Here is a 21,079-nt window from a genome sequence, read left to right as displayed (position 1 = left end):
CTAATCAGTCGGTTACCAAGAACATAACCCTGTAACTGGCGAGGGATTGAGCGATAAAAATCGCCATCTGTGTTGCATATCGCAACACCACAAAAACCTAAAAGCTACAATGTCGCAACACTTTGCTAAGGCATGAGGTTACCAATGCAGGGAAATTCATCCGCCGCGTTTGCATCAGCCGTAAATACCAATCCGCTCTTAAGTGATTCCTGGTTTCGCAGCCAGCTTTACGGCCTTGATCGCACCGCTGATGACTTTCCTCGTGTACGCCAGGGAGAGCTGGCGGATTTGCTGGCCAGCAACAGTGGCATGCAACAATTTGCCCAGCCGGTGATCAATCAGCTGGCGCAGAAGATGGCCGGGAAACAATCGGTGGTGATCCTCTCCGATGCCAGCGGTATGGTGCTGCATACCTTTGGCGATATGCAGTCGATGGAAAAAGCCCAGCGTTATGCGCTGTCACCCGGCAACCTCTGGAGCGAATGCGGACGCGGCACCAACGCCATCGGCACCGCGCTGGCGATCGATGATGGTTGTGAAATTGATGGCCAGCAGCACTTCCTGACGTTGAATCAGGGCCTGTACTGCGCCGCCATGCCGCTACAAATGCCGAACGGCCAGATTGCTGGCGTGATTGATATCTCCGGCCCGGCCCACTTCCCCCATCCGCAGACTTTCAGCTGGGTCAAAGCCGCCGCTAAGCAGATTGAATACCTGTGGGTGAAGCAGAGCCTGCATCCGCAACAATGGCTGATGAGCCTGCACGGGGAACCGCAGGGCATCGATACCAGCGACGAGCTGCTGCTGGTGTTCTCCGATAATGTGCTGACGGCGGCCAATCGTCTGGCGATGCGCGAGCTGGCGCTCAGCGCGGAACAGCTCGGTACGCTGACCTTCCAGCAGCTGTTCCCGCAGCAGAACCAGGCCGCCAACACCATCCCGCTGCCGCTGAATCACGGCGCGCAAACCTGGTATTTCCGCCTGCGCGCCCCTACCCGCACCCATTTTGCCACCCCAGCCGACACCGCCAGCGACCTGCCCTTCTCCCTGCGTCGCGATGGCGAAAAAATGGTGCGTCTGCTTAATGCGGGCGTTTCATTGTGCATCCTCGGAGAAACCGGGAGCGGTAAAGAGTATGTCAGCCGCGCGCTGCATCAGCAGAGCCGCTGGCGCGAAGGTAAGTTTGTCGCCATCAACTGTGCCGCCATCCCGGAATCGCTGATCGAGTCCGAATTGTTTGGCTATCAGCCCGGTGCCTTTACCGGCGCGAGCAAAAATGGCTACATCGGCAAAATCCGTGAGGCCGACGGCGGCGTGCTGTTCCTCGACGAAATTGGCGACATGCCGCTGGCGCTGCAAACCCGCCTGCTGCGCGTGTTGCAGGAAAAAGAAGTGGCGCCGCTCGGCTCCAGCCGCAGCTGGCCGGTCAACTTTGCCGTTATTTGCGCGACCCATCGCGATCTGGCGCTGCGTGTAGCCGAGGGCGAATTCCGTGAGGATTTGCTCTACCGGTTACAGGAATTTTCCATGACCATCCCGCCGCTGCGCGACTGGCCTGATTTACAAGGGTTTATTTACCGTTTGTGGCTGGAGCTGGGCGGCGCGGAACGCGATATTCAGCTGACACCGTCGCTGCTGGACGCGCTGGCGCAGCTGCCCTGGCCGGGCAATGTGCGTCAGTTACGCAGCCTGCTGCGCGTACTGCTGGCGCTGGCCGATGAAGGGGAAGAAGTGAGTGAAGTGCATCTGCCGGCCGAATATCGTCGCGCGGCGCCCGTGGCGGTGGCAGAAGATATGCAGAGTCATGATGAACGGCTGATTGCCGATACCCTGCAACGCTTTAACGGCAATATCAGCAAAACGGCGCAGGCGTTAGGTATCGCCCGCAGCACGCTGTATCGCCGTGCTGCGCGCGACAAACGCGATTAATCGCGGAAGTTTTTGAACTGGAACGGCTGGCCGAGGTTGCCGCCGCGCACCAGCGCCATGGCGCTTTGCAGGTCGTCGCGTGACTTGCCGGTCACGCGCAGTTCATCGCCCTGAATCTGGGTCTGGACTTTGAGCTTGCTGTCTTTAATCAGCTTAACCAGCTTCTTCGCCACGTCGCTTTCGATGCCTTTTTTCAGTTTGGCTTCGACGCTCCAGCTTTTACCGCTGTGTTCGATCTCTTCCGGGACGTCAATTGCCGCCCCTTCAATACCGCGCTTCAGCAGTTTTTCCCTTAAAATATCCACCAGCTGTTTAACCTGAAAATCAGATTCGGTGCTGATTTTGATGGTCTCATTCTTTTCGTTCAGCTCAATGCTGGCGCTGACGTTGCGGAAATCAAAGCGGGTAGACAGTTCACGGCTGGCATTTTCCACCGCATTACGGACTTCCTGCAATTCGACTTCAGAAACGATATCGAAAGATGGCATCTTGTCTTCTCCTGACGCTAAAGTGACATGCATAATACGCGTCTTGTCGCGCTAATAAAACACGATACACCGAAAGCTATACTGTAAGTGTGTTGTAAAAATGATAACCCGCCAGCGGGAGGCAAAATGAAAATTACCGTGTTGGGTTGCGGCGCCCTGGGTCAGATTTGGCTCGCTGCTCTCGCACGCCAGGGGCACGATGTACAGGGCTGGTTGCGTGTGCCGCAGCCGTACTGCTCGGTGAATGTCGTTGATCCGGAAGGCCACGTCAGCAACCACACCTTTATTGCCAATGACCCGCTGTTTCTGGCGGAGAGCCAGTTATTACTGGTGACGTTAAAAGCCCCGCAGGTGTCGCCATCGGTGAAGAACCTGCAAAGCGTGTTTCCTGCCCATGCGCCCATTCTGTTGCTGCACAACGGCATGGGAACGCTGGATGAGCTGAAGGATGTGCCGCAGCCACTGCTGCGCGGCATCACCACCCATGCCGCCATGCGCGATGGTACCGTGATCAAACATGTGGCGCAGGGGGTAACCCATATTGGCCCGGCCAGCCGCGAGAGTGAAGCGATGAGCGACATCGCTGACATCCTGCATCAGGCATTGCCCGATGTGGCCTGGCATAACGACATTGCCGCCGCCTGCTGGCGCAAGCTGGCGGTGAACTGCGTGATTAACCCGCTGACGGTAGAACATGATTGCCAGAACGGCGCCCTGCGCGCCTGGCCGGAGCAGATTGCCCGACTTTGCGAAGAGATCGCCTGGGTGATGGAGCGTGAAGGCCACCATATTGCCGTCGATAATCTGCGCGACATCATCTATGACGTGATCGACAACACCGCCGCCAACGTCTCCTCAATGTTGCAGGACGTGCGGGCGCAGCGCCAGACTGAAATTGATTACATTACCGGCTACCTGCTGCGCCGCGCGCGGGCGCAGGGCATTGCGGTGCCGGAAAACACCCGTTTGTATGACCTGATTAAACGCAAGGAGTCCCAATATGAGCACGAACGCATCGGTTCTGGTTTGCCTGGCACATGGCAGTGAAGAGACCGAAGCGGTCACCACCATCGATTTGCTGGTGCGTGGCGGTTTGCAGGTCACTACCGCCAGTGTCGAAAGCGATGGCAGCCGGGAAATCGTCTGCTCGCGCGGCGTGCGTTTGCTGGCCGACGCACCGCTGGTAGAAGTGGCGGATAACGATTTTGCTGCCATCGTCCTGCCAGGGGGTTTAAAAGGGGCAGAAACCTTCCGCGACAGCCCGCTGCTGGTGGAAACCGTGCGCCAGTTTCATCTCTCCGGTCGCATCGTGGCAGCGATTTGCGCCGCGCCTGGCACGGTGCTGATCCCGCACGATCTGTTCCCGGTGGGGAATATGACCGGCTTCCCCGGTCTGAAAGAGACCATCCCGGAAGGAAAATGGATGGAACGTCGGGTGGTATGGGACCCGCGCGTGAATCTGTTGACCAGCCAGGGACCAGGCACCTCGATTGATTTTGCGCTGAAGCTGATTGATCTGCTGGTGGATAAAGAGAAAGCGCGCGATGTGGCATCGCAGCTGGTGCTGGCGGCAGGAATTTATAATTACGAGGAATCGTAACGCGTAAAACCTGTAGCGGCGCGATTTATCACGCAATTCCGTGTGCGTTGCCGGAAAAACCCGCGCGATAAATCGCGCCGCTACCGGGTATATCGACCTTAAGGTCGATATACCTTCACATTGGTAAAGCCCTGCTCATGCAGGTACAGCGCCTGTAAACGGCTCATCACGCCGCGATCGCAGTACAGCAACCAGGTTTTGCTCTGGTCAAGATCGCCAAACTGGGTGCTCAGCTTGTAGAACGGCAGCGACTTCACTTCAACCCCTTCCAATGCCAGCGGCGTATCATCCTGCTCATCAATCGAACGGATATCCAGCACCACGTCATTGTCCGTGAACGATGCGACAGTCTCCACTTCCACCACGTCTTCCTGCGTCTGCTCAGCGATATCGCGGATATCCACGTTGCTGGCTTCCTGCACCATACGTTCAAGAATAGTGAAATCGAAGTTCTGTTCTTCCGCTTCGATCTTCGCCTTCACCGCTTTTACCGTCGGGCTTTTCGAAATCACGCCGCAATATTCCGGCATGGTGCGGGCAAAATCTTCGGTGCCAATCTCACGTGCCAGCTTGATGATGTGCTCTTTGTCGTGGGAAATCAGCGGACGCAGAATCAGCGTATCGGAAGCGTTGTCGATCAAACGCAGGTTAGTCAGCGTCTGGCTCGATACCTGGCCCAGCGCTTCGCCGGTAACCAGCGCCTGCACGCCGTAGCGCTCGGCAATCATTGACGCCGCGCGTACCATCATACGCTTCAGCACCACGCCCATCTGACCATCATCAACCTTCTCGAGGATCTCACCGACCACCGGTTCAAAATTGATGGCGACGAAACGTACGCGATGCGAACGGCCAAAGCGGTTCCACAGATAATGTGCCACCTGGCGCACGCCAATCTCATGGGCGGCACCGCCGAGATTGAAGAAGCAATAGTGCACGCGGCAACCACGGCGCATCAGCATATAGCTGGAAACGCCTGAATCGAAACCACCGGAAATCAGCGACAGCACATCTTCCTGGGTACCGATCGGGAAACCGCCCAGCCCTTCATAGCGGCCAGTGATCAGCAGCAGGCGTTCGTTCTCAATCTCCAGATTCACGGTTTCATCAGGATTGTTCAGCTGCACGCGCGCGGTTTCGATGTGCTGGTTCAGACCGCCGCCGACGTAACGCTCCACATCCTGCGAGCTGAAGCTGTGTTTACCACGACGCTTCACGCGTACGCAGAAACTTTTGCCTTCCAGACGTTCGCGATATTGCGCCAGCGTCTGCTCAAAGATGTCATGCATATCGGTGTATTCACGATCTTCCACCGCCAGCACATGGTGAATGCCAGGAATGCGGGTCAGTTCAGTAATAACCGTTTCACGCAGCGACTCGTTCTTCGCCCGCACCACAATGTGGTCCCAGTGACGCACGACCGCGACGTCATCATCTAAGGTACGAAGAATGTTACGAATGTTCCCGGTCAGGATCTTGATAAAGCGCAGTCGCACCGACTGACTCTTGATGGTGATTTCGGGGAAAAGCTTGATGATAAACTTCATGGCGACACAGGTTCGTTGGGCAAATAAGTGCTAAAAGCATCGGCACTTAGCTGGTAAAATCACATAATTGCGGGCATGAGCAGGAGCGTCCGCATCCGAGGCGCGAGAGTATATCACCTTTGTCAGGTGACTGCTTCTGCATCCGCAGTCACATTCATTATTTTGCTAATTAATCCTCGTCGGCTACCATGACCGACTGCAAGATGATGACCCAACCTGTGAGTCGACACTGATTATGCCGAAAAAAGCCGAAGCGCCCGCCAGTTTTGAAAGCGCAATACAGCAGCTGGAACAGATCGTCAGCCGTCTGGAGAGTGGCGAACTGCCGCTGGAAGAGGCGCTGAAAGAGTTCGAACGTGGCGTCCAGCTGGCACGCAGCGGTCAGCAAACCCTGCAACAGGCAGAGCAGCGCGTGCAGATTCTGCTCAGCGACGATAAAGATGCCGCGCTCGCCCCTTTTACCCCGGAAGATAACTGATGGATTTTGCCAAACTGCTGAGCGCCTATCACGAAAGAGTGAACCTTGCGCTGACGCGCCTGTTAGATCCACTTCCTTTTCAGAGTTCTCCTCTGGTGAATGCCATGCAATATGGGGCACTATTAGGCGGTAAGCGTCTGCGCCCTTTTCTGGTTTACGCCACCGGTGAGATGCTGAAGGCCGATCCGGCCAGCCTGGATGCGCCCGCTGCGGCGGTCGAATGCATTCATGCTTACTCTTTGATTCATGACGATCTGCCTGCGATGGATGACGATGCGCTTCGCCGCGGGCAGCCAACCTGCCATATCAAATATGGTGAAGACACGGCGATCCTCGCCGGCGATGCCCTGCAAACTCTGGCGTTTTCCATACTGGCTGACCAGCCGATGCCCGGCGTCAGTGCAGAAGCGCGTATCGCGATGATTTCTGAACTGGCTCAGGCCAGCGGCGTCGCGGGGATGTGCGGTGGTCAGGCGCTGGATCTCGCCGCCGAAGGCAAAGACATTGACCTGGCGCTGCTGGAGCGAATCCACCGCCATAAAACCGGCGCATTAATTCGCGCCGCAGTGCGTCTTGGTGCACTGACGGCGGGCGAGCCGGGTCGTAAAGCCTTACCGATACTGGATGTGTATGCCAACGCCATCGGACTGGCGTTTCAGGTGCAGGATGACATCCTGGATGTCGTGGGTGACACTGCCGTGCTGGGCAAAACCCAGGGCGCCGATCAGGCGCTCGGCAAAAGCACCTATCCGGCACTGATGGGGCTGGATCAAGCCCGCCAAAAAGCCTGGGACCTCTATCAGGAGGCGCTGGGCGCGCTGGATATTCTGGCCGCGCAATCATTTAACACGACAGCATTACAAGCGCTGGCTAGCTTCATAATTGAACGCGATAAATAACTTTCATAATGAGTCTCTGATGAGTTTTGATATTGCAAAATACCCGACACTGGCGCTGGCAAGCTCGGTACAGGAATTACGTTTACTGCCGAAAGAAAAACTTCCGGTTCTTTGTGACGAGCTGCGTCAGTATTTGCTGGACAGCGTCAGCCGCTCCAGCGGCCACTTCGCTTCGGGTCTGGGCGTCGTCGAACTAACCGTGGCGCTGCATTATGTTTACCACACCCCGTTTGACCATCTGGTGTGGGACGTAGGCCATCAGGCTTATCCCCATAAAATTCTGACCGGACGCCGCGATCGCATCGGCACCATCCGCCAGAAAAATGGCCTGCATCCGTTCCCATGGCGGGAAGAGAGCGAATTCGACGTGCTGAGCGTTGGCCACTCCTCGACCTCCATCAGCGCGGCACTGGGCATGGCCGTTGCCGCCGAGCGTGAAGGCAAAGGTCGTCGCACCGCGGCGATCATTGGCGATGGCGCGATCACCGCCGGTATGGCGTTTGAAGCCATGAACCACGCGGGCGACATCAAACCGGATATGCTGGTGATCCTCAACGACAACGAGATGTCGATCTCCGAAAACGTGGGGGCGCTGAACAATCGCCTGGCGCAGATCCTCTCCGGTAAAATCTATTCGCGCCTGCGCGAAGGCGGCAAGCGCGTGTTGGGCGGCCTGCCGCCGATCAAAGAGCTGGTGAAACGGACCGAAGAACATCTGAAAGGGATGGTGGTGCCGGGCACGCTGTTTGAAGAACTCGGCTTTAATTATATCGGCCCGGTAGACGGCCATGACGTGCTGGCGCTGGTGAATACGCTGAAGAATATGCGTGACCTGAAAGGGCCGCAGTTCCTGCATATCATGACCAAAAAGGGCAAAGGCTACGCGCCCGCGGAAGAAGATCCGATTACCTGGCACGCAGTGCCGAAATTCGATCCGGCCAGCGGTTCGCTGCCGAAAAGCGCCGGTGGTCTGCCGAGCTACTCAAAAGTGTTCGGCAGCTGGCTGAGTGAGATCGCCGCTGACGATGCGCGCCTGATGGCCATTACCCCGGCGATGCGTGAAGGCTCGGGAATGGTGAGTTTTTCCCGCGACTATCCGCAGCAATATTTTGACGTTGCCATTGCCGAACAGCACGCAGTGACCTTCGCTGCGGGCATGGCGATTGGCGGCTATAAACCGATTGTGGCGATCTATTCCACCTTTCTGCAACGCGCCTATGATCAGGTGATCCACGATGTCGCGATTCAGAAGCTGCCCGTGCTGTTTGCCATCGATCGTGGCGGCATCGTGGGTGCTGACGGACAAACCCATCAGGGCGCGTTCGATCTGGCCTATCTGCGCTGCATTCCGGGCATGGTCATTATGACGCCAAGCGACGAGAACGAATGTCGCCTGATGTTGTACACCGGTTACCATTATCAGGATGGCCCCAGTGCGGTGCGCTATCCGCGCGGCACCGGCACCGGCGCCACGCTGGATCCGCTGGCCAGCCTGCCGCTTGGCAAAGGCGTGGTGAAACGTCAGGGCGAGAAGCTGGCGATCCTCAACTTCGGTACCCTGCTGCCGGAAGCCGCCGCCGCGGCTGAAGCGCTGAATGCGACTCTGGTTGATATGCGTTTCGTCAAACCGCTGGACGAAGCGTTAATTGCTGAACTGGCGGCCAGCCACGACGCGCTGATTACCCTGGAAGAAGGGGCGATCATGGGCGGCGCAGGCAGCGGCGTGAACGAATTTGTCATGGCGAAACGCCTGCGCGTCCCGGTGCTGAACCTCGGCCTGCCCGATGAGTTCATCCCGCAGGGTACCCAGGAAGAAGTGCGCCATGACTACCAGCTGGATGCCGCCGGTATTCAGCAGCAAATCGCCAGCTGGCTCGCGCAGTAATCCCCTTGCTCGCTCACCGCCCGGTGAGCGAGCCTGCTGCTATGCTTAAGGGATGATTTTCCCTTAAGCATAAGAGCAGGAGCCCCCATGAAAACCATCCGTTTAGGCCAGACCGACTTACAGGTTTCGCGTCTCTGCTTAGGCTGCATGACCTATGGCGACCCGATGCGCGGCAAGCACGCCTGGACATTACCGGAAGAGAGTAGCCGACCGCTGATCAAACAGGCGCTGGAGGCCGGCATCAACTTTTTTGATACCGCCAACTCCTATTCCGACGGCAGCAGCGAAGAAATTGTCGGCCGCGCGCTGAAAGATTTTGCCCGCCGCGACGACGTGGTGGTGGCCACCAAGGTCTACTTTCCGCTGAGTAATCTATCGCAGGGGTTGTCCCGCAAAAATATCCTGCAATCGATTGAACACAGCCTGGAGCGGCTCGGCATGGAGTATGTCGACCTGTTGCAGATCCACCGCTGGGATTACGACACGCCCATTGAGGAAACGCTGGAAGCCCTGCACGACGTGGTTCAGTCCGGTAAAGCGCGCTATATCGGCGCCTCTTCGATGCATACGGCGCAATTCGAACAGGCGCTAGCTTTGCAGGCCCGCGAAGGCTGGACGCGTTTTGTCAGTATGCAGGATCAGTACAACCTGATTCAGCGCGAAGAAGAGAACGAAATGCATCCGCTATGTCTGCGTGAAGGCATTGCGGTGCTGCCGTGGAGTCCGCTGGCGCGCGGTAAACTGACGCGTCCGTGGGGAGAAACCACCGCGCGTTCGGTCTCAGATGAGGTGATGGAAAAACTCTACAGCAGCACCGAAGAGAACGATGCCGCCATCGCCCAGCGTATTGAGACGCTGGCCGCCGATAAGGGCGTAACGCGGGCGCAGATCGCGCTGGCATGGCTGCTGCATAAACCGGCGGTGACCGCGCCGATTATTGGCGCATCCCGCGCGCAGCAGTTCGATGAATTGGTGAAAGCGGTGGATGTCGAGCTGAGTTCAGTGGATATCGCCGAGCTGGAGTCGGTGTATCAGCCGCATCCGGTAGTGGGATTTGAATAATTTTGTAGGGTGGCCATTTACGGCCACCCGGCAAATCACAACATTACGTGCCCTAAGCCATACAAAATCACCGCTGAAATCACCCCAGCGATAATATCGTCGACCATAATTCCCATGCCGCCATGGACGTTCTGATCGAACCAGCGGATCGGCCACGGCTTCCACATATCCAGAATACGGAAGATCACAAAGCCTGCCAGCACCCACTGCCAGCTCATCATCGGGATCGCCATCAGGGTGATCCACATACCGATAAACTCATCCCAGACGATGCTGCCGTGATCGTGCACACCCATATCTTTGGCGGTGCGATGGCACAGATAGACGCCGACGCTGATGCCGATCAGCACCAGCAGGGTATAGATCTGCAACGGCAGAAAGGTCATCAGCCACCAGAACGGGATCGCCGCCAGCGATCCCATGGTGCCCGGCACCACCGGGCTTAAGCCACTGCCAAAACCGGTCGCCAGCAGATGCCACGGATTGGACATGCGCAGGCGACCGCGGGCTACATCTTTATTTAACGTCAAAGTGATCAAATCCTTTGTGATGAAAACTCACCGGTTTGCCGTTTTCCAGCAGGGTGAGTCCGTCCGCTTCCGGTGCGATCTGACCAATGCAGGTGTAAGGCACGCCAAGATGGCCGAGCGCCACATCAAGTGCGCCACGATTCACTTCCGGCACGGTAAAGCACAGCTCGTAGTCTTCACCGCCGCTCAGCGCCCAGCGCTGCACCTGGGGCAGCTCGAAATGGTCACGCAGGGCTGGCGAAAGCGGCAGCGCCTCAAGATTGATACGCGCGCCAACGCGGCTGGCCTGCAAAATATGGCCGAGATCGGAGATCAGGCCATCCGATAAATCGATGGCCGAGCTGGCCAGATTGCGCAGCCCCTGCCCTTGCAGCACGCGCGGCATCGGACGCAGATGGCGTTTGATCAGCGCTTCATGCACGGCCGGATCCGACAGGCGGAAGCGATGCTGCAACAGCGCCAGTCCGGCCGCGCTGTCGCCCAGCGTACCGGTGACGAAAATCCAGTCGCCCGGTTTAGCGCCAGAGCGCTTCAGCGCCCGGCCCGTCGGCACCAGGCCATGAATACCCAGCGTCAGGCTTAGCGGACCACGGGTGGTGTCGCCGCCAATCAGCTGCATATCGTAGTAATCAAGCAACTCAAACAGGCTGTCGCTAAACGCCGCCAGCCAGCTTTCGTTCACTTCAGGTAAGGTCAGCGCCAGCGTCAGCCAGGCGGGATCGGCACCCATCGCAGCCAGATCGCTCAGGTTGACCGCGACGGCTTTGTAGCCGAGATCGGCCGGATGGATATCTCGCAGGAAATGCACGCCTTCCACCAGCGTATCGGTGCTGATGGCCAGCGTCTGTTTTTCTGGCACGTTAAGTAAGGCGCAGTCGTCACCAATTCCTTTCTCAACATCGCGGCGGGAGCTGGTGACGCGGTTAAAATAACGTGCGATCAGTTCGAATTCACCACAGGGCATAGTCAGGTCTCAATGAAAAAAGGCCGGGAAGCCGGCCTTTTGCACTTATTTTCTGTTGGGGCGGATTTGTGGAGCGGCTTTATCCAGTACGCCGTTGACAAATTTATGGCTGTCTTCAGCGCCAAATACTTTTGCCAGCTCAATACCTTCGTTGATGGCCACTTTGTAGGGCACATCATCACGTTTGCTCAGTTCATACAGCGAAATGCGCAGGATGGCTTTCTCGACCTGGCCCAGCTCTTCCAGCTGGCGCGACAGGTAAGGTTTCATCAGACCATCCAGGTACGCGCTGTTGGTCGCCACACCGGACAGCAGTTCGCGGAAGTAGCTGATATCGACGTCTTTGACGTCTTGTTCCGCCAGAAACTGGTATTCCACATCGGCAATGTCGTTCCTGGACAGCTGCCAGGAGTAAAGCGCCTGGACAGCGCACTCACGGGCGCGACGACGAGCAGCAGGTTTCACAAAATTCCCCTTACAAAAATCAGGCTTTGATGGCTTTCAATACGTTAATCATTTCGAGTGCAGTCAGGGCCGCTTCGGCACCTTTATTACCTGCTTTCGTGCCGGCGCGTTCAATCGCCTGCTCGATGTTTTCAGTGGTCAGCACGCCAAAGGTGACCGGAATATCGCTGTTCATAGCGACGTCCGCGATACCCGAGCTGGCTTCACCGGCCACATATTCGAAGTGTGCAGTGCCGCCACGGATCACGGTACCCAGCGCTACGATAGCGTCATATTTACCGGTTTTGGCCAGCGCACGCGCAGCCAGTGGCAATTCATAGGCGCCCGGAACCCAGACAATGGTGATATTTTCGTCTTTCACCTGGCCAATACGCTTCAGCGCATCAACCGCACCGTTCAGCAGGCTGTCATTAATGAAGTTGTTAAAACGCGCAATTACGATGGCAACGTTAGCATCAGGCGTGGCAACAGGAGCTTCGATAACTTTCATACATATCCTTTGGGAGTTGTTATAGCCCCGCAGGGGGGCGGATTCTATCATACAATTTGGCGACGCGCTCAGGCTTTTCAGCGCGGCGTCAGGGTCAGACGCAGGTCCTCGCCTACCTGGCGCACATCGCTAAAATTCAGGGCCGGGGCCGCAGCGAGACGCTCCAGTCCAGGCAGTTCGCACAGGCCACGCGCGGCGTTACCCAGCAGCTTCGGCGCCAGATAAACAATCAGTTCATCGACCAGTCCGGCCTGCAATAACGCTCCGGCCAGTGACGCCCCCGCTTCAACCCAGACGTTATTAATCTGGCGCTGACCGAGCAACATCATCATCCCCACCAGATCCAGCCGCCCTTCATGCTGCGGCACGGCAATCTGCGTGACGCTCTGCGGCCAGGCCTGCTGGTCCGGCTGGCTGCGCATCAGCCAGGTTTCGCCCGGCTGATCGATCAGACGATGCTGTGGCGTAACACGCTGCTGGCTGTCGATCACCACGCGGACCGGCTGGCGCAGCTGGGTTTCGTCGAGCTGCTGGCGCACGTCATCATTCAGTTCGTTCCAGCGCACCGTGAGTGACGGGTTATCCGCCAGCACCGTGGCGCTGGTGGTAAGAATAGCCGAACTCTGGGCACGTAAACGTTGCACATCGCGCCTTGCGGCTGAAGAAGTGATCCATTGGCTTTCGCCGCTCGCCATTGCGGTACGGCCATCCAGTGAGGCCCCCAGCTTGAGCTGGATCCACGGGAAACCGGTGCGCATCCGTTTCAGGAAGCCGCGATTGAGTGCTTCCGCGTCGTTCATCATCAGACCGTGGCTGACCTCAATCCCCGCCTGTTGCAGACGATAGAGACCGCGCCCGGCGACCTGCGGATTAGGGTCCTGCATCGCCGCCACCACCCGGCTGACACCGGCAGCGATCAATGCATCGCAGCAGGGTGGCGTGCGGCCATGATGGCTACAGGGTTCAAGGGTGACATAGGCGGTCGCGCCACGCGCGTTGTCGCCCGCCATGCGTAACGCATGGACTTCGGCGTGCGGCTCACCGGCACGCTGATGGTAGCCTTCGCCAACAATCTCGCCGTCGCGCACAATCACACAACCGACGTTAGGGTTCGGTGTGGTGGTAAAACGTCCGCGACGCGCCAGCTCCAGCGCGCGCGCCATATAGCGTTCGTCGGTCATGGATTAGTCCTGTAAGCGGGCGATCTCTTCGCCAAAATCACGAATATCTTCAAAGCTGCGGTAAACCGAGGCGAAGCGAATATAAGCTACTTTGTCGAGCTTCTTCAGTTCGTCCATCACCAGGTTGCCAATCAGCTTACTGGGGATTTCGCGCTCGCCGGTGGCGCGCAGCTGAGTTTTGATATGGCTGACGGCGCTCTCCACCGCATCGGCACTCACCGGGCGCTTCTCCAGCGCCTTCATCATGCCGCTGCTGAGCTTATCTTCGTTGAAGGGTTCACGCACATCATTGCTTTTTACCACGCGCGGCATCACCAGCTCAGCCACTTCAAAGGTGGTAAAACGCTCATGACACACCAGACACTGGCGGCGACGACGCACCGATGATCCTTCACTAACCAGGCGCGAATCTATCACTTTGGTGTCCACAGCGGAGCAGAATGGGCAATGCATGAGGTTTCCTGTCGCGAGATAAAGGGGCCACACAGTGTAGCGCGATCTCGGTTTCAACAAAATGTGTTCATGTAACAAGCTTATGTTTCCTCGCCGTTGTCACAGCAAACAAGCCAATGCCAGCGCATCCTGATAAGATCGCCGCCGGACAAATTTTACGTATTTCCCAACAACGGAAAGGACATTGCATGACGATCAGGATGTTATGGGCGCCGGCAGCGCTTTCTTTGCTGGTTCTGAGCGGTTGTAGTTCAACGCCGGTTTCACCGCAGGTTACTCAGCTGCATCAGGAAGTCAGTCAGCTGAATCAGCAAATGCGTCAGCTGACGAATCAGGCCAGCGCGCTGGAAATTCAGGGTCAGCTTAACGGGCAATCCAGCCAGGGCGCATGGTTGCTGCCGCAAGCCAGCACGCCAGTGGAGCTGCAAACCCAGCTCGGCAAACTGCGTCTGTCGCTGACGAATGTGGCTGTTGAGGCCGGTGGCAGCCGCGCCAGCCTGAATATCCGCTCGACCAATGACCAACCGGTTCCGGCGCTGAGCGCCACCGTGGTCTGGGGCGAGCTGGACCCGGCCAGCGGCAAACCGCTTAATGCGGAAAGCCTCAGCCAGACCATCAGCGTGCCCGCCAGCCTGACGCCACGCAGCGAGGTCAGCGTGCCGCTGCGCCTCAGTGGCCTGACGCCTGAGCAGCTCGGCTATGTACGTATTCATGACGTCACCGGCGTTGCCGCCAGCAGCACAACCCGCTGATCGACAGACAAAAAAAACGGGCTGCCCTGAGGCAGCCCGTTGTGCTTTCTGCAAACTGTTACGGCATGATTGAAGGCTGATCGGCGCCTTCTTTCTCTACCTTCTGCACCAGCATATGTTCACGCTTCATGCCCAGCTTCAGCGCCAGCGCTGAAGAGACGTAGATTGATGAGATGGTACCAATGGTCACACCAATCAGCATGGTCAGCGAGAAGCCTTTCAGCAACGCACCACCGAAGATGAACAGGATCAGGATCATCGCCAGCGTCGTCAGCGAGGTGATCAGGGTACGGCTCAGCGTCTGGGTCAGCGACACGTTGGTAATATCGTAAGACGAACCGCGACGAATTTTGCGGAAGTTCTCACGAATACGGTCGGAAACCACGATTTTATCGTTGAGCGAGTAACCAATCACCGACATCAGCGATGCCACGATGGTCAGGTCGATCTCGACATGGAACAACGCCAGCAGGCCGCAGGTGATGATCACGTCATGCGCCAGCGCCAGTACGGTGCCGAGTGCCAGACGCCACTCAAAGCGGATACCGATGTAGATCAGAATCGCAATCAGCGCCGACAGCAGCGCCATCGCCCCCGCCTGCGCCAGATCGCTGCCCACGCTTGGGCCGACGAACTCGATACGCTTGACGGTTGCGTTCTGCTGCGCGGTTTCGTTAATCACCGAGACCACTTTGTTGCCCAGTTCCTGACCCGCCGGGCCCTGAACCGGCGCCATGCGCACCACTACGTCACGGCTGCTGCCAAAGTTCTGTACCAGCGGTTCCTGGAAACCGGCTTTCACCAGCGCTACGCGCAGGCTGTCCAGCTCGGTCGGTTTTTCCAGGTTGATCTCAATCACCGTCCCGCCGGTAAAGTCGAGGCCCCAGTTGAAGCCTCGCACGCCAACGATGGCGATAGCCGCCACAATCAGCAAGCCGGAGATGATAAAGGCCAGCGTGTCCCAGCGCATAAAGTCAACGACCTTACGCCCGTGGTTCAGCTGTTCAATACTGTATTCCTGTGCCACAACGCACTCCTTAGATAGACAGCTTGTTGATGCGTTTGCCGCCGTACACCAGGTTAACGATGGCACGGGTGCCGACGATAGCGGTAAACATGGAGGTCGCGATACCGATAGCTGTGGTAATCGCAAAACCTTTGATTGAACCGGTACCGACCGCATAAAGAATGATGACTTTAATCAGCGTCGTGACGTTGGCATCGACGATACTGGAGAAGGCGCCTTTGTAGCCTTCGTGAATCGCCTGCTGCACGGAACGTCCGTTACGCAACTCTTCTTTAATACGTTCGTTAATCAGTACGTTCGCATCCACCGCTACCGCCAGCGTCAGCACGATACCGGCAATACCCGGCATGGTGAGCGTTGCCCCCGGCAGCAGTGACATGATGCCGACAATCAGCACCAGGTTACACAGCAGGGCGCTGGTGGCGATCAGACCGAATTTCTTATAGAACACCACCATAAAGATGATGGACGCAATCAGACCCCACAGACAGGCTTCGAGACCCTGCGTGATGTTCTGCTGACCCATAGTTGGGCCGATAGTGCGTTCTTCGACAATCTGAATCGGCGCAATCAACGCACCGGCACGCAGCAGCAGCGACAGCTGACGGGCTTCGTTCGGGTTGTTGATGCCGGTGATACGGAAGCTGTTACCGAGGCGCGACTGAATGTTCGCCACGTTAATCACTTCTTCCTCTTTCACCAGAATCGCACGGCCATTCGCGTCTTTCTTACCACTGTCCTTGTACTCCACAAACAGGGTCGCCATCGGCTTACCGATGTTGTCCTTGGTGAAGTTCGACATGATGTTACCGCCCGCGCCATCCAGTGAAATGTTCACCTGCGGCTGGTTGTACTCATCCATGCTGGACGTGGAATCGGTGATGTGGTCACCGGTCAGAATCACGCGTTTGTACAGCACCACAGGCTGGCCGTCACGCGTCTGCTTCACTTCAGAGTCGCCCGGAACACGGCCACTGGCCGCAGCACTCGGATCCACGCTGGTGTTGACCAGACGGAATTCCAGCGTCGCCGTTGCGCCCAGAATTTCTTTGGCACGCGCCGTATCCTGGATACCCGGCAGTTCAACCACAATGCGGTCAGAACCCTGACGCTGAACCAGTGGTTCCGCAACGCCGAGCTGGTTTACACGGTTACGCAGAATGTTGATGTTCTGCTGCACAGCATATTCACGCGCTTCACTCAGACGCGCATCGCTCATCACCGCACGCAGGGTGTTGGCGCCCTGGCTGGAGATCACCAGATCCTGGTGACGTGACGACAGATAGCTGATCGCCGCATCGCGGCTGGTGCCGTCACGGAAACCAATTTCCACGCCATAGTTAGCAATTTTATTGACGTTGACGTAAGGGATGCCTTTATCGCGCAAATCGCTGCGCAGACCGTCGGCATTCTGCTCCTGCAGTTTGCTCAGTGCGGTATCCATATCCACTTCCATCAGGAAGTGTACGCCGCCGCGCAGGTCAAGACCGAGTTTCATCGGCTCTGCGGCCAGCAGGCTCAGCCAGCGCGGGGTAGCCGGCGCCAGGTTAAGCGCCACAACGTAGCTCTCGCCAAGAGACTTTACAATCGCTTCACGGGCGCGCAGCTGCACATCCGTGTTCGCAAAACGCGCCAGAATCGCGCCATTTTCCAGAGCGAGGGATTTGCTCGGGATATTATCTTGTTTTAATGCAGTCTGGATTTGATCCAACGTTTGCTCACTGGCGGCGACACCGCGCGCACCAGTGATTTGAACGGCCGGATCCTCACCATAAAGGTTGGGAAGCGCATAGAGCAGGCCGACGAGAATCACGACGACCAGCATGATGTACTTCCACAAAGGATAACGGTTTAACACGGCAGTTTCCTTCGGGAAGAAAAAATTACAGCGCCTTCATGGTGCCTTTCGGCAGAACGGCAGCCACGAAATCACGTTTGATTACTACTTCAGTGGTGTCGTTCAGTGCGATAGCGAGGTAGCCGGTTTCTGCCACTTTGGTCACGCGACCTACCAGACCACCGTTGGTCAGCACTTCATCCCCTTTGGAGATGGAATCCATCAACTTCTTGTGCTCTTTGGAACGCTTCTGCTGCGGACGCAGAATCATGAAGTAAAAGATCAGACCAAAGACCACCAGCATGATCACCAGAGAATAAGGACTTCCCTGCGACGGTGCGCCTGCTGCAGCCACAGCGTCAGAAATGAAAAAGCTCATTAAATTTCCCTCATTGATGAATTATCAGACGTTTAACGGCGGAACCGCTTTGCCCGTCCGTTGGTAGAACTCGCTAACAAAGTGCTCTAATTTACCCTCTTCGATGGCCTGGCGTAAACCCGCCATCAGACGCTGGTAATAGCGCAGATTGTGGATAGTATTCAGACGTGCGCCCAATATTTCGTTACAGCGATCGAGATGATGCAAGTAAGCACGACTGTAATTGCGACAGGTGTAACAATCACACTCGGCATCGAGCGGTGAGGTATCATCTTTATGCTTCGCATTGCGGATTTTCACCACGCCATCGGTGACAAACAGGTGGCCGTTGCGCGCATTACGCGTCGGCATAACGCAGTCAAACATATCGATACCGCGACGAACGCCTTCCACCAGATCTTCCGGCTTGCCAACGCCCATCAAATAACGCGGTTTGTCGTGCGGAATTTGCGGACAGACGTGCTCAAGGATACGGTGCATGTCCTCTTTCGGTTCACCCACCGCCAGGCCGCCCACAGCGTACCCATCAAAGCCAATCTCTACCAGACCTTTAACGGACACATCTCGTAAATCTTCGTAAACACTGCCCTGAATGATGCCAAACAACGCATTTTTGTTGCCGAGTGCGTCAAAGCGGTCACGGCTGCGTTTTGCCCAGCGCAGTGACATCTCCATCGAACGTTTGGCGTAATCCCAGTCCGCCGGGTAAGGCGTACATTCGTCGAAGATCATCACGATATCGGAGCCGAGATCGAACTGAATCTCCATCGACTTTTCCGGATCGAGGAAAATCGGATCGCCATTGATCGGATTACGGAAATGCACACCCGCTTCAGTAATCTTACGGATATCGCCCAGGCTAAACACCTGGAAACCGCCTGAATCGGTCAGGATTGGTCCCTTCCACTGCATGAAATCATGAAGATCGCCATGCAACTTCATGATCTCCTGGCCCGGACGCAGCCATAGATGGAAGGTGTTGCCGAGAATGATTTGCGCCCCGGTATCCTGAACTTCTTCCGGCGTCATGCCTTTTACCGTGCCGTAGGTGCCCACGGGCATAAACGCCGGGGTTTCTACCACGCCACGATCAAAAACCAGACGGCCACGGCGCGCGCGCCCGTCGGTAGTATCTAACTCAAATTTCACATTGACCTCATCATCAGAGAAACAGTCTGACGTTTAAACCCCAACGTTCTCGTCGGGTGCATTGGGATTACGGGTAATGAACATGGCATCCCCGTAGCTAAAGAAACGGTACTGCTCCGCCACCGCCGCGTGATACGCCGCCATGGTGTGCTGATAACCGGCAAACGCCGACACCAGCATAATCAGGGTCGATTCCGGCAGATGGAAATTGGTGATCAACGCGTCGATCACCTGATACTGATAGCCGGGATAGATAAAAATCTGCGTGTCATCAAAGAACGGCGCAATCAGCGCGTCTTTGCTGGCCTTTGCTGCGCTCTCCAGCGAACGTACCGAGGTGGTGCCTACAGCCACCACGTTGTTGCCGCGCGCTTTACAGGCCAGCACCGCATCCACAACCTCCTGCGGCACTTCTGCGTATTCGGCGTGCATGGTGTGATCTTCGATGGTTTCCACCCGCACCGGCTGGAAAGTCCCCGCGCCGACGTGCAGCGTGACAAACGCCATCTCAACCCCTTTGGCTTTCAACGCCTGGAGCAGCGGCTCGTCGAAGTGCAGACCCGCCGTCGGCGCGGCCACAGCACCTGGGCGGGCGCTGTACACCGTCTGGTACAACTCGCGGTCCGCTTCTTCATCCGGGCGATCGATATAGGGCGGCAGCGGCATATGGCCGACGCTGTTAAGGATATCCAGCACCGCGCGATCGTCCTCAAAGGCGATCTCAAACAGCGCATCATGGCGCGCCACCATCGTGGCTTTAACGCTTTCGTCATCGCCCAGCAGTAGTTCAGCGCCCGGCTTCGGCGCTTTTGAGGCACGGACATGCGCCAGCACGCGTTTATCGTCCAGCATACGCTCCACCAGCACCTCAATTTTGCCGCCGCTGGCTTTACGGCCATAAACGCGTGCCGGAATAACGCGGGTGTTATTGAACACCAGCAGGTCGCCGGGGTTGAGCTTCTCCAGCACATCGGTAAATACGCCGTGGCTCAGCGCACCGCTCGGGCCATCCAGCGACAACAAGCGGCAACCGCTACGCTGCGCCTGGGGGTAATGGGCGATCAAAGATTCCGGCAACTCAAAGGCAAAATCGGCTACACGCATGCTTCACTTCTTCAGGACTAAAAAACAGGCGGCATAGTTTAGCGGAAAAGCGACCAATTCTGAACAACTGGCTGCGCCCCGTTGATTCTGCCTATAATGCGCCATGAACTTTCTTGCTCACCTTCATCTGGCCCATCTGGCTAACAGCTCACTGCTCGGCAACTTAATGGCTGACTTTGTGCGCGGAAACCCGCATCAACAGTGGTCTGCACCGATTGCCGACGGCATTATGCTGCATCGACGTCTGGACGGTATGACCGATAGCCTGCCGGAAGTCCGCGAGGCGCGGCAGTGGTTTCGCGCGGAAACCCGTCGCGTGGCCCCCATTACGCTGGACGTCATCTGGGATCATTTCCTCGCCCGTCACTGGGATCAGATGCATCCTGAACAGTCGCTGACCGCCTTTACCGCCGCCGCCGAACGGGAAATCATGCCGCAGCTGAGCGGCACGCCGGAAGGGTTTATTGAGTTAAATTCGGTGATGTGGCGTGAGCGCTGGTTTGAACATTACGCCGAGCCAACGCGCCTGGCGCGAGTGCTGAACGGCATGGCGCATCGCCGCCCGCGTCTCGCCGCGTTACGTGATTCGTACGAGGATTTCGTCACCCACTACGACGGGCTGGAGCAGCAGTTTTTCCGCTTCTATCCACGCCTGATGGCGCTGGCCCGCACGCAACAATTGTAACTTTTACAGAGACATTCGCCGCTTCGTCTGCGGCGAGTCCGAAATTTCCTGCCGCCCCGCCTTCCCCGCTCTTGCCAGCCGCAAACATCTGCGGCTTAATGAAGTCTTTCTTAACTTTCGTTACCTGGATCACACAGCCATTTCGCCTGTCCGGGCGTTTTATGCCATTGCGCCT

Annotated in this window: 22 protein-coding genes; 9 read left to right on the top strand and 13 right to left on the bottom strand. The window is 57.0% G+C overall.

Features of this window, described 5'->3' with window-relative positions; genetic code table 11:
• Nucleotides 1-144 precede the first annotated feature (144 nt).
• Nucleotides 145-1,929: a sigma-54-dependent Fis family transcriptional regulator gene (locus AC6I8V_RS04835; protein ID WP_497844789.1), complete on the top strand. Its 1,785-nt coding sequence runs from the start codon at nt 145-147 to the stop codon at nt 1,927-1,929.
• Here the strand turns inward: AC6I8V_RS04835 and AC6I8V_RS04830 are convergent.
• Nucleotides 1,926-2,417 carry a YajQ family cyclic di-GMP-binding protein gene (locus AC6I8V_RS04830; protein ID WP_497844788.1) on the bottom strand — a complete coding sequence of 164 codons (492 nt, stop codon included), beginning with the start codon at nt 2,415-2,417 and terminating at the stop codon, nt 1,926-1,928. The two genes, AC6I8V_RS04835 and AC6I8V_RS04830, sit on opposite strands and share 4 nt — an antisense overlap.
• A 126-nt stretch (nt 2,418-2,543) precedes the next feature.
• On the opposite strand from AC6I8V_RS04830, the gene panE reads away from it, so the two are divergent.
• The gene (panE, locus tag AC6I8V_RS04825; RefSeq protein ID WP_497844787.1) at nt 2,544-3,464 is read left to right on the top strand and encodes a 2-dehydropantoate 2-reductase; all 921 of its coding nucleotides are present in this window, start codon (nt 2,544-2,546) and stop codon (nt 3,462-3,464) included.
• Entirely contained in the window at nt 3,418-4,017 is a 600-nt protein-coding gene (yajL, locus tag AC6I8V_RS04820; protein WP_497844785.1) for a protein deglycase YajL, read from the top strand. The genes panE and yajL overlap by 47 nt, the downstream gene beginning before the upstream one ends.
• A gap of 98 nt (nt 4,018-4,115) precedes the next feature.
• On the opposite strand, the gene thiI is transcribed toward yajL, so the two are convergent.
• Entirely contained in the window at nt 4,116-5,564 is a 1,449-nt protein-coding gene (thiI, locus tag AC6I8V_RS04815) for a tRNA uracil 4-sulfurtransferase ThiI (protein ID WP_497844784.1), read from the bottom strand.
• Nucleotides 5,565-5,799: 235 nt separating this feature from the next.
• On the opposite strand from thiI, the gene xseB reads away from it, so the two are divergent.
• The 4 genes from xseB (at nt 5,800) to AC6I8V_RS04795 (ending at nt 9,888) form a co-directional block, all read left to right on the top strand.
• A complete protein-coding gene (gene xseB, locus AC6I8V_RS04810; protein WP_084873123.1) occupies nt 5,800-6,042 on the top strand; it encodes an exodeoxyribonuclease VII small subunit in 243 nt (80 codons plus the stop codon).
• Complete coding sequence (gene ispA / locus AC6I8V_RS04805) at nt 6,042-6,941, top strand: (2E,6E)-farnesyl diphosphate synthase (RefSeq protein WP_497844783.1); 900 nt, start codon at nt 6,042-6,044, stop codon at nt 6,939-6,941. Before xseB ends, ispA begins: the two co-directional genes overlap by 1 nt.
• Nucleotides 6,942-6,960: 19 nt before the next feature.
• Nucleotides 6,961-8,826 (top strand): 1-deoxy-D-xylulose-5-phosphate synthase, encoded by a 1,866-nt coding sequence (gene dxs / locus AC6I8V_RS04800; RefSeq protein WP_497844782.1) that lies wholly within the window; start codon nt 6,961-6,963, stop codon nt 8,824-8,826.
• An 87-nt stretch (nt 8,827-8,913) separates the two neighbouring features.
• Nucleotides 8,914-9,888 carry an aldo/keto reductase gene (locus AC6I8V_RS04795; protein WP_497844781.1) on the top strand — a complete coding sequence of 325 codons (975 nt, stop codon included), beginning with the start codon at nt 8,914-8,916 and terminating at the stop codon, nt 9,886-9,888.
• A 35-nt stretch (nt 9,889-9,923) separates the two neighbouring features.
• Here the strand turns inward: AC6I8V_RS04795 and pgpA are convergent, their stop codons facing one another.
• The 6 genes from pgpA to nrdR all read right to left on the bottom strand — a co-directional run bounded on the left by pgpA (nt 9,924) and on the right by nrdR (nt 13,971).
• Nucleotides 9,924-10,418: a phosphatidylglycerophosphatase A gene (gene pgpA, locus AC6I8V_RS04790; RefSeq protein WP_497844780.1), complete on the bottom strand. Its 495-nt coding sequence runs from the start codon at nt 10,416-10,418 to the stop codon at nt 9,924-9,926.
• Nucleotides 10,405-11,382: a thiamine-phosphate kinase gene (gene thiL / locus AC6I8V_RS04785; RefSeq protein ID WP_497844779.1), complete on the bottom strand. Its 978-nt coding sequence runs from the start codon at nt 11,380-11,382 to the stop codon at nt 10,405-10,407. Before thiL ends, pgpA begins: the two co-directional genes overlap by 14 nt.
• Before the next feature lie 45 nt (nt 11,383-11,427).
• Nucleotides 11,428-11,847 (bottom strand): transcription antitermination factor NusB, encoded by a 420-nt coding sequence (gene nusB / locus AC6I8V_RS04780; protein ID WP_497844778.1) that lies wholly within the window; start codon nt 11,845-11,847, stop codon nt 11,428-11,430.
• 19 nt (nt 11,848-11,866) lie between these two features.
• Nucleotides 11,867-12,337, bottom strand: a complete 471-nt coding sequence (gene ribH, locus AC6I8V_RS04775) for a 6,7-dimethyl-8-ribityllumazine synthase (RefSeq protein ID WP_497844777.1) — start codon at nt 12,335-12,337, stop codon at nt 11,867-11,869.
• A 77-nt stretch (nt 12,338-12,414) separates the two neighbouring features.
• Nucleotides 12,415-13,518: a bifunctional diaminohydroxyphosphoribosylaminopyrimidine deaminase/5-amino-6-(5-phosphoribosylamino)uracil reductase RibD gene (gene ribD / locus AC6I8V_RS04770; protein WP_497844776.1), complete on the bottom strand. Its 1,104-nt coding sequence runs from the start codon at nt 13,516-13,518 to the stop codon at nt 12,415-12,417.
• A gap of 3 nt (nt 13,519-13,521) precedes the next feature.
• On the bottom strand, nt 13,522-13,971 hold the full coding sequence (gene nrdR, locus AC6I8V_RS04765; RefSeq protein ID WP_013508107.1) for a transcriptional regulator NrdR: 450 nt from the start codon (nt 13,969-13,971) through the stop codon (nt 13,522-13,524).
• Between the two features lie 188 nt (nt 13,972-14,159).
• Between nrdR and AC6I8V_RS04760 the strand changes: the two genes are divergently transcribed.
• Nucleotides 14,160-14,723, top strand: a complete 564-nt coding sequence (locus AC6I8V_RS04760) for a SadB/YajI family lipoprotein (RefSeq protein WP_497844775.1) — start codon at nt 14,160-14,162, stop codon at nt 14,721-14,723.
• 58 nt (nt 14,724-14,781) lie between these two features.
• Here AC6I8V_RS04760 and secF read toward each other — a convergent pair whose 3' ends face one another.
• The 5 genes from secF to queA are packed head-to-tail and all read right to left on the bottom strand — an operon-like array spanning nt 14,782 to nt 20,219.
• A complete protein-coding gene (secF, locus tag AC6I8V_RS04755) occupies nt 14,782-15,750 on the bottom strand; it encodes a protein translocase subunit SecF (protein ID WP_497844774.1) in 969 nt (322 codons plus the stop codon).
• Nucleotides 15,751-15,760: 10 nt separating this feature from the next.
• On the bottom strand, nt 15,761-17,608 hold the full coding sequence (secD, locus tag AC6I8V_RS04750; protein ID WP_497844773.1) for a protein translocase subunit SecD: 1,848 nt from the start codon (nt 17,606-17,608) through the stop codon (nt 15,761-15,763).
• A gap of 25 nt (nt 17,609-17,633) precedes the next feature.
• The gene (gene yajC, locus AC6I8V_RS04745; protein WP_497844772.1) at nt 17,634-17,966 is read right to left on the bottom strand and encodes a preprotein translocase subunit YajC; all 333 of its coding nucleotides are present in this window, start codon (nt 17,964-17,966) and stop codon (nt 17,634-17,636) included.
• Nucleotides 17,967-17,990: 24 nt separating this feature from the next.
• Nucleotides 17,991-19,115 (bottom strand): tRNA guanosine(34) transglycosylase Tgt, encoded by a 1,125-nt coding sequence (gene tgt / locus AC6I8V_RS04740; RefSeq protein WP_497844771.1) that lies wholly within the window; start codon nt 19,113-19,115, stop codon nt 17,991-17,993.
• Nucleotides 19,116-19,148: 33 nt separating this feature from the next.
• A complete protein-coding gene (queA, locus tag AC6I8V_RS04735; protein ID WP_497844770.1) occupies nt 19,149-20,219 on the bottom strand; it encodes a tRNA preQ1(34) S-adenosylmethionine ribosyltransferase-isomerase QueA in 1,071 nt (356 codons plus the stop codon).
• 103 nt (nt 20,220-20,322) lie between these two features.
• On the opposite strand from queA, the gene AC6I8V_RS04730 reads away from it, so the two are divergent.
• The gene (locus AC6I8V_RS04730; RefSeq protein ID WP_497844769.1) at nt 20,323-20,904 is read left to right on the top strand and encodes an ACP phosphodiesterase; all 582 of its coding nucleotides are present in this window, start codon (nt 20,323-20,325) and stop codon (nt 20,902-20,904) included.
• The last annotated feature ends 175 nt before the right edge of the window (nt 20,905-21,079 follow it).

It is taken from the genome of Pantoea sp. X-Soil-TKNS-1207 (assembly GCF_059730485.1).
Note: the sequence above shows the minus strand (reverse complement) of the source record. Positions and strands in the feature narration are given on the sequence as shown.

Bases quoted from the DNA above. Each gene is read 5' to 3' on its own strand.
- AC6I8V_RS04730 (WP_497844769.1), top strand. From the start codon at position 20,323: ATGAACTTTCTTGCTCACCTTCATCTGGCCCATCTGGCTAACAGCTCA.
- thiI (WP_497844784.1), bottom strand. From the start codon at position 5,564: ATGAAGTTTATCATCAAGCTTTTCCCCGAAATCACCATCAAGAGTCAG.
- thiL (WP_497844779.1), bottom strand. From the start codon at position 11,382: ATGCCCTGTGGTGAATTCGAACTGATCGCACGTTATTTTAACCGCGTC.
- AC6I8V_RS04760 (WP_497844775.1), top strand. From the start codon at position 14,160: ATGACGATCAGGATGTTATGGGCGCCGGCAGCGCTTTCTTTGCTGGTT.
- AC6I8V_RS04835 (WP_497844789.1), top strand. From the start codon at position 145: ATGCAGGGAAATTCATCCGCCGCGTTTGCATCAGCCGTAAATACCAAT.
- xseB (WP_084873123.1), top strand. From the start codon at position 5,800: ATGCCGAAAAAAGCCGAAGCGCCCGCCAGTTTTGAAAGCGCAATACAG.
- yajC (WP_497844772.1), bottom strand. From the start codon at position 17,966: ATGAGCTTTTTCATTTCTGACGCTGTGGCTGCAGCAGGCGCACCGTCG.
- queA (WP_497844770.1), bottom strand. From the start codon at position 20,219: ATGCGTGTAGCCGATTTTGCCTTTGAGTTGCCGGAATCTTTGATCGCC.
- ribH (WP_497844777.1), bottom strand. From the start codon at position 12,337: ATGAAAGTTATCGAAGCTCCTGTTGCCACGCCTGATGCTAACGTTGCC.
- AC6I8V_RS04830 (WP_497844788.1), bottom strand. From the start codon at position 2,417: ATGCCATCTTTCGATATCGTTTCTGAAGTCGAATTGCAGGAAGTCCGT.
- ispA (WP_497844783.1), top strand. From the start codon at position 6,042: ATGGATTTTGCCAAACTGCTGAGCGCCTATCACGAAAGAGTGAACCTT.
- nrdR (WP_013508107.1), bottom strand. From the start codon at position 13,971: ATGCATTGCCCATTCTGCTCCGCTGTGGACACCAAAGTGATAGATTCG.
- AC6I8V_RS04795 (WP_497844781.1), top strand. From the start codon at position 8,914: ATGAAAACCATCCGTTTAGGCCAGACCGACTTACAGGTTTCGCGTCTC.
- yajL (WP_497844785.1), top strand. From the start codon at position 3,418: ATGAGCACGAACGCATCGGTTCTGGTTTGCCTGGCACATGGCAGTGAA.
- dxs (WP_497844782.1), top strand. From the start codon at position 6,961: ATGAGTTTTGATATTGCAAAATACCCGACACTGGCGCTGGCAAGCTCG.
- panE (WP_497844787.1), top strand. From the start codon at position 2,544: ATGAAAATTACCGTGTTGGGTTGCGGCGCCCTGGGTCAGATTTGGCTC.
- ribD (WP_497844776.1), bottom strand. From the start codon at position 13,518: ATGACCGACGAACGCTATATGGCGCGCGCGCTGGAGCTGGCGCGTCGC.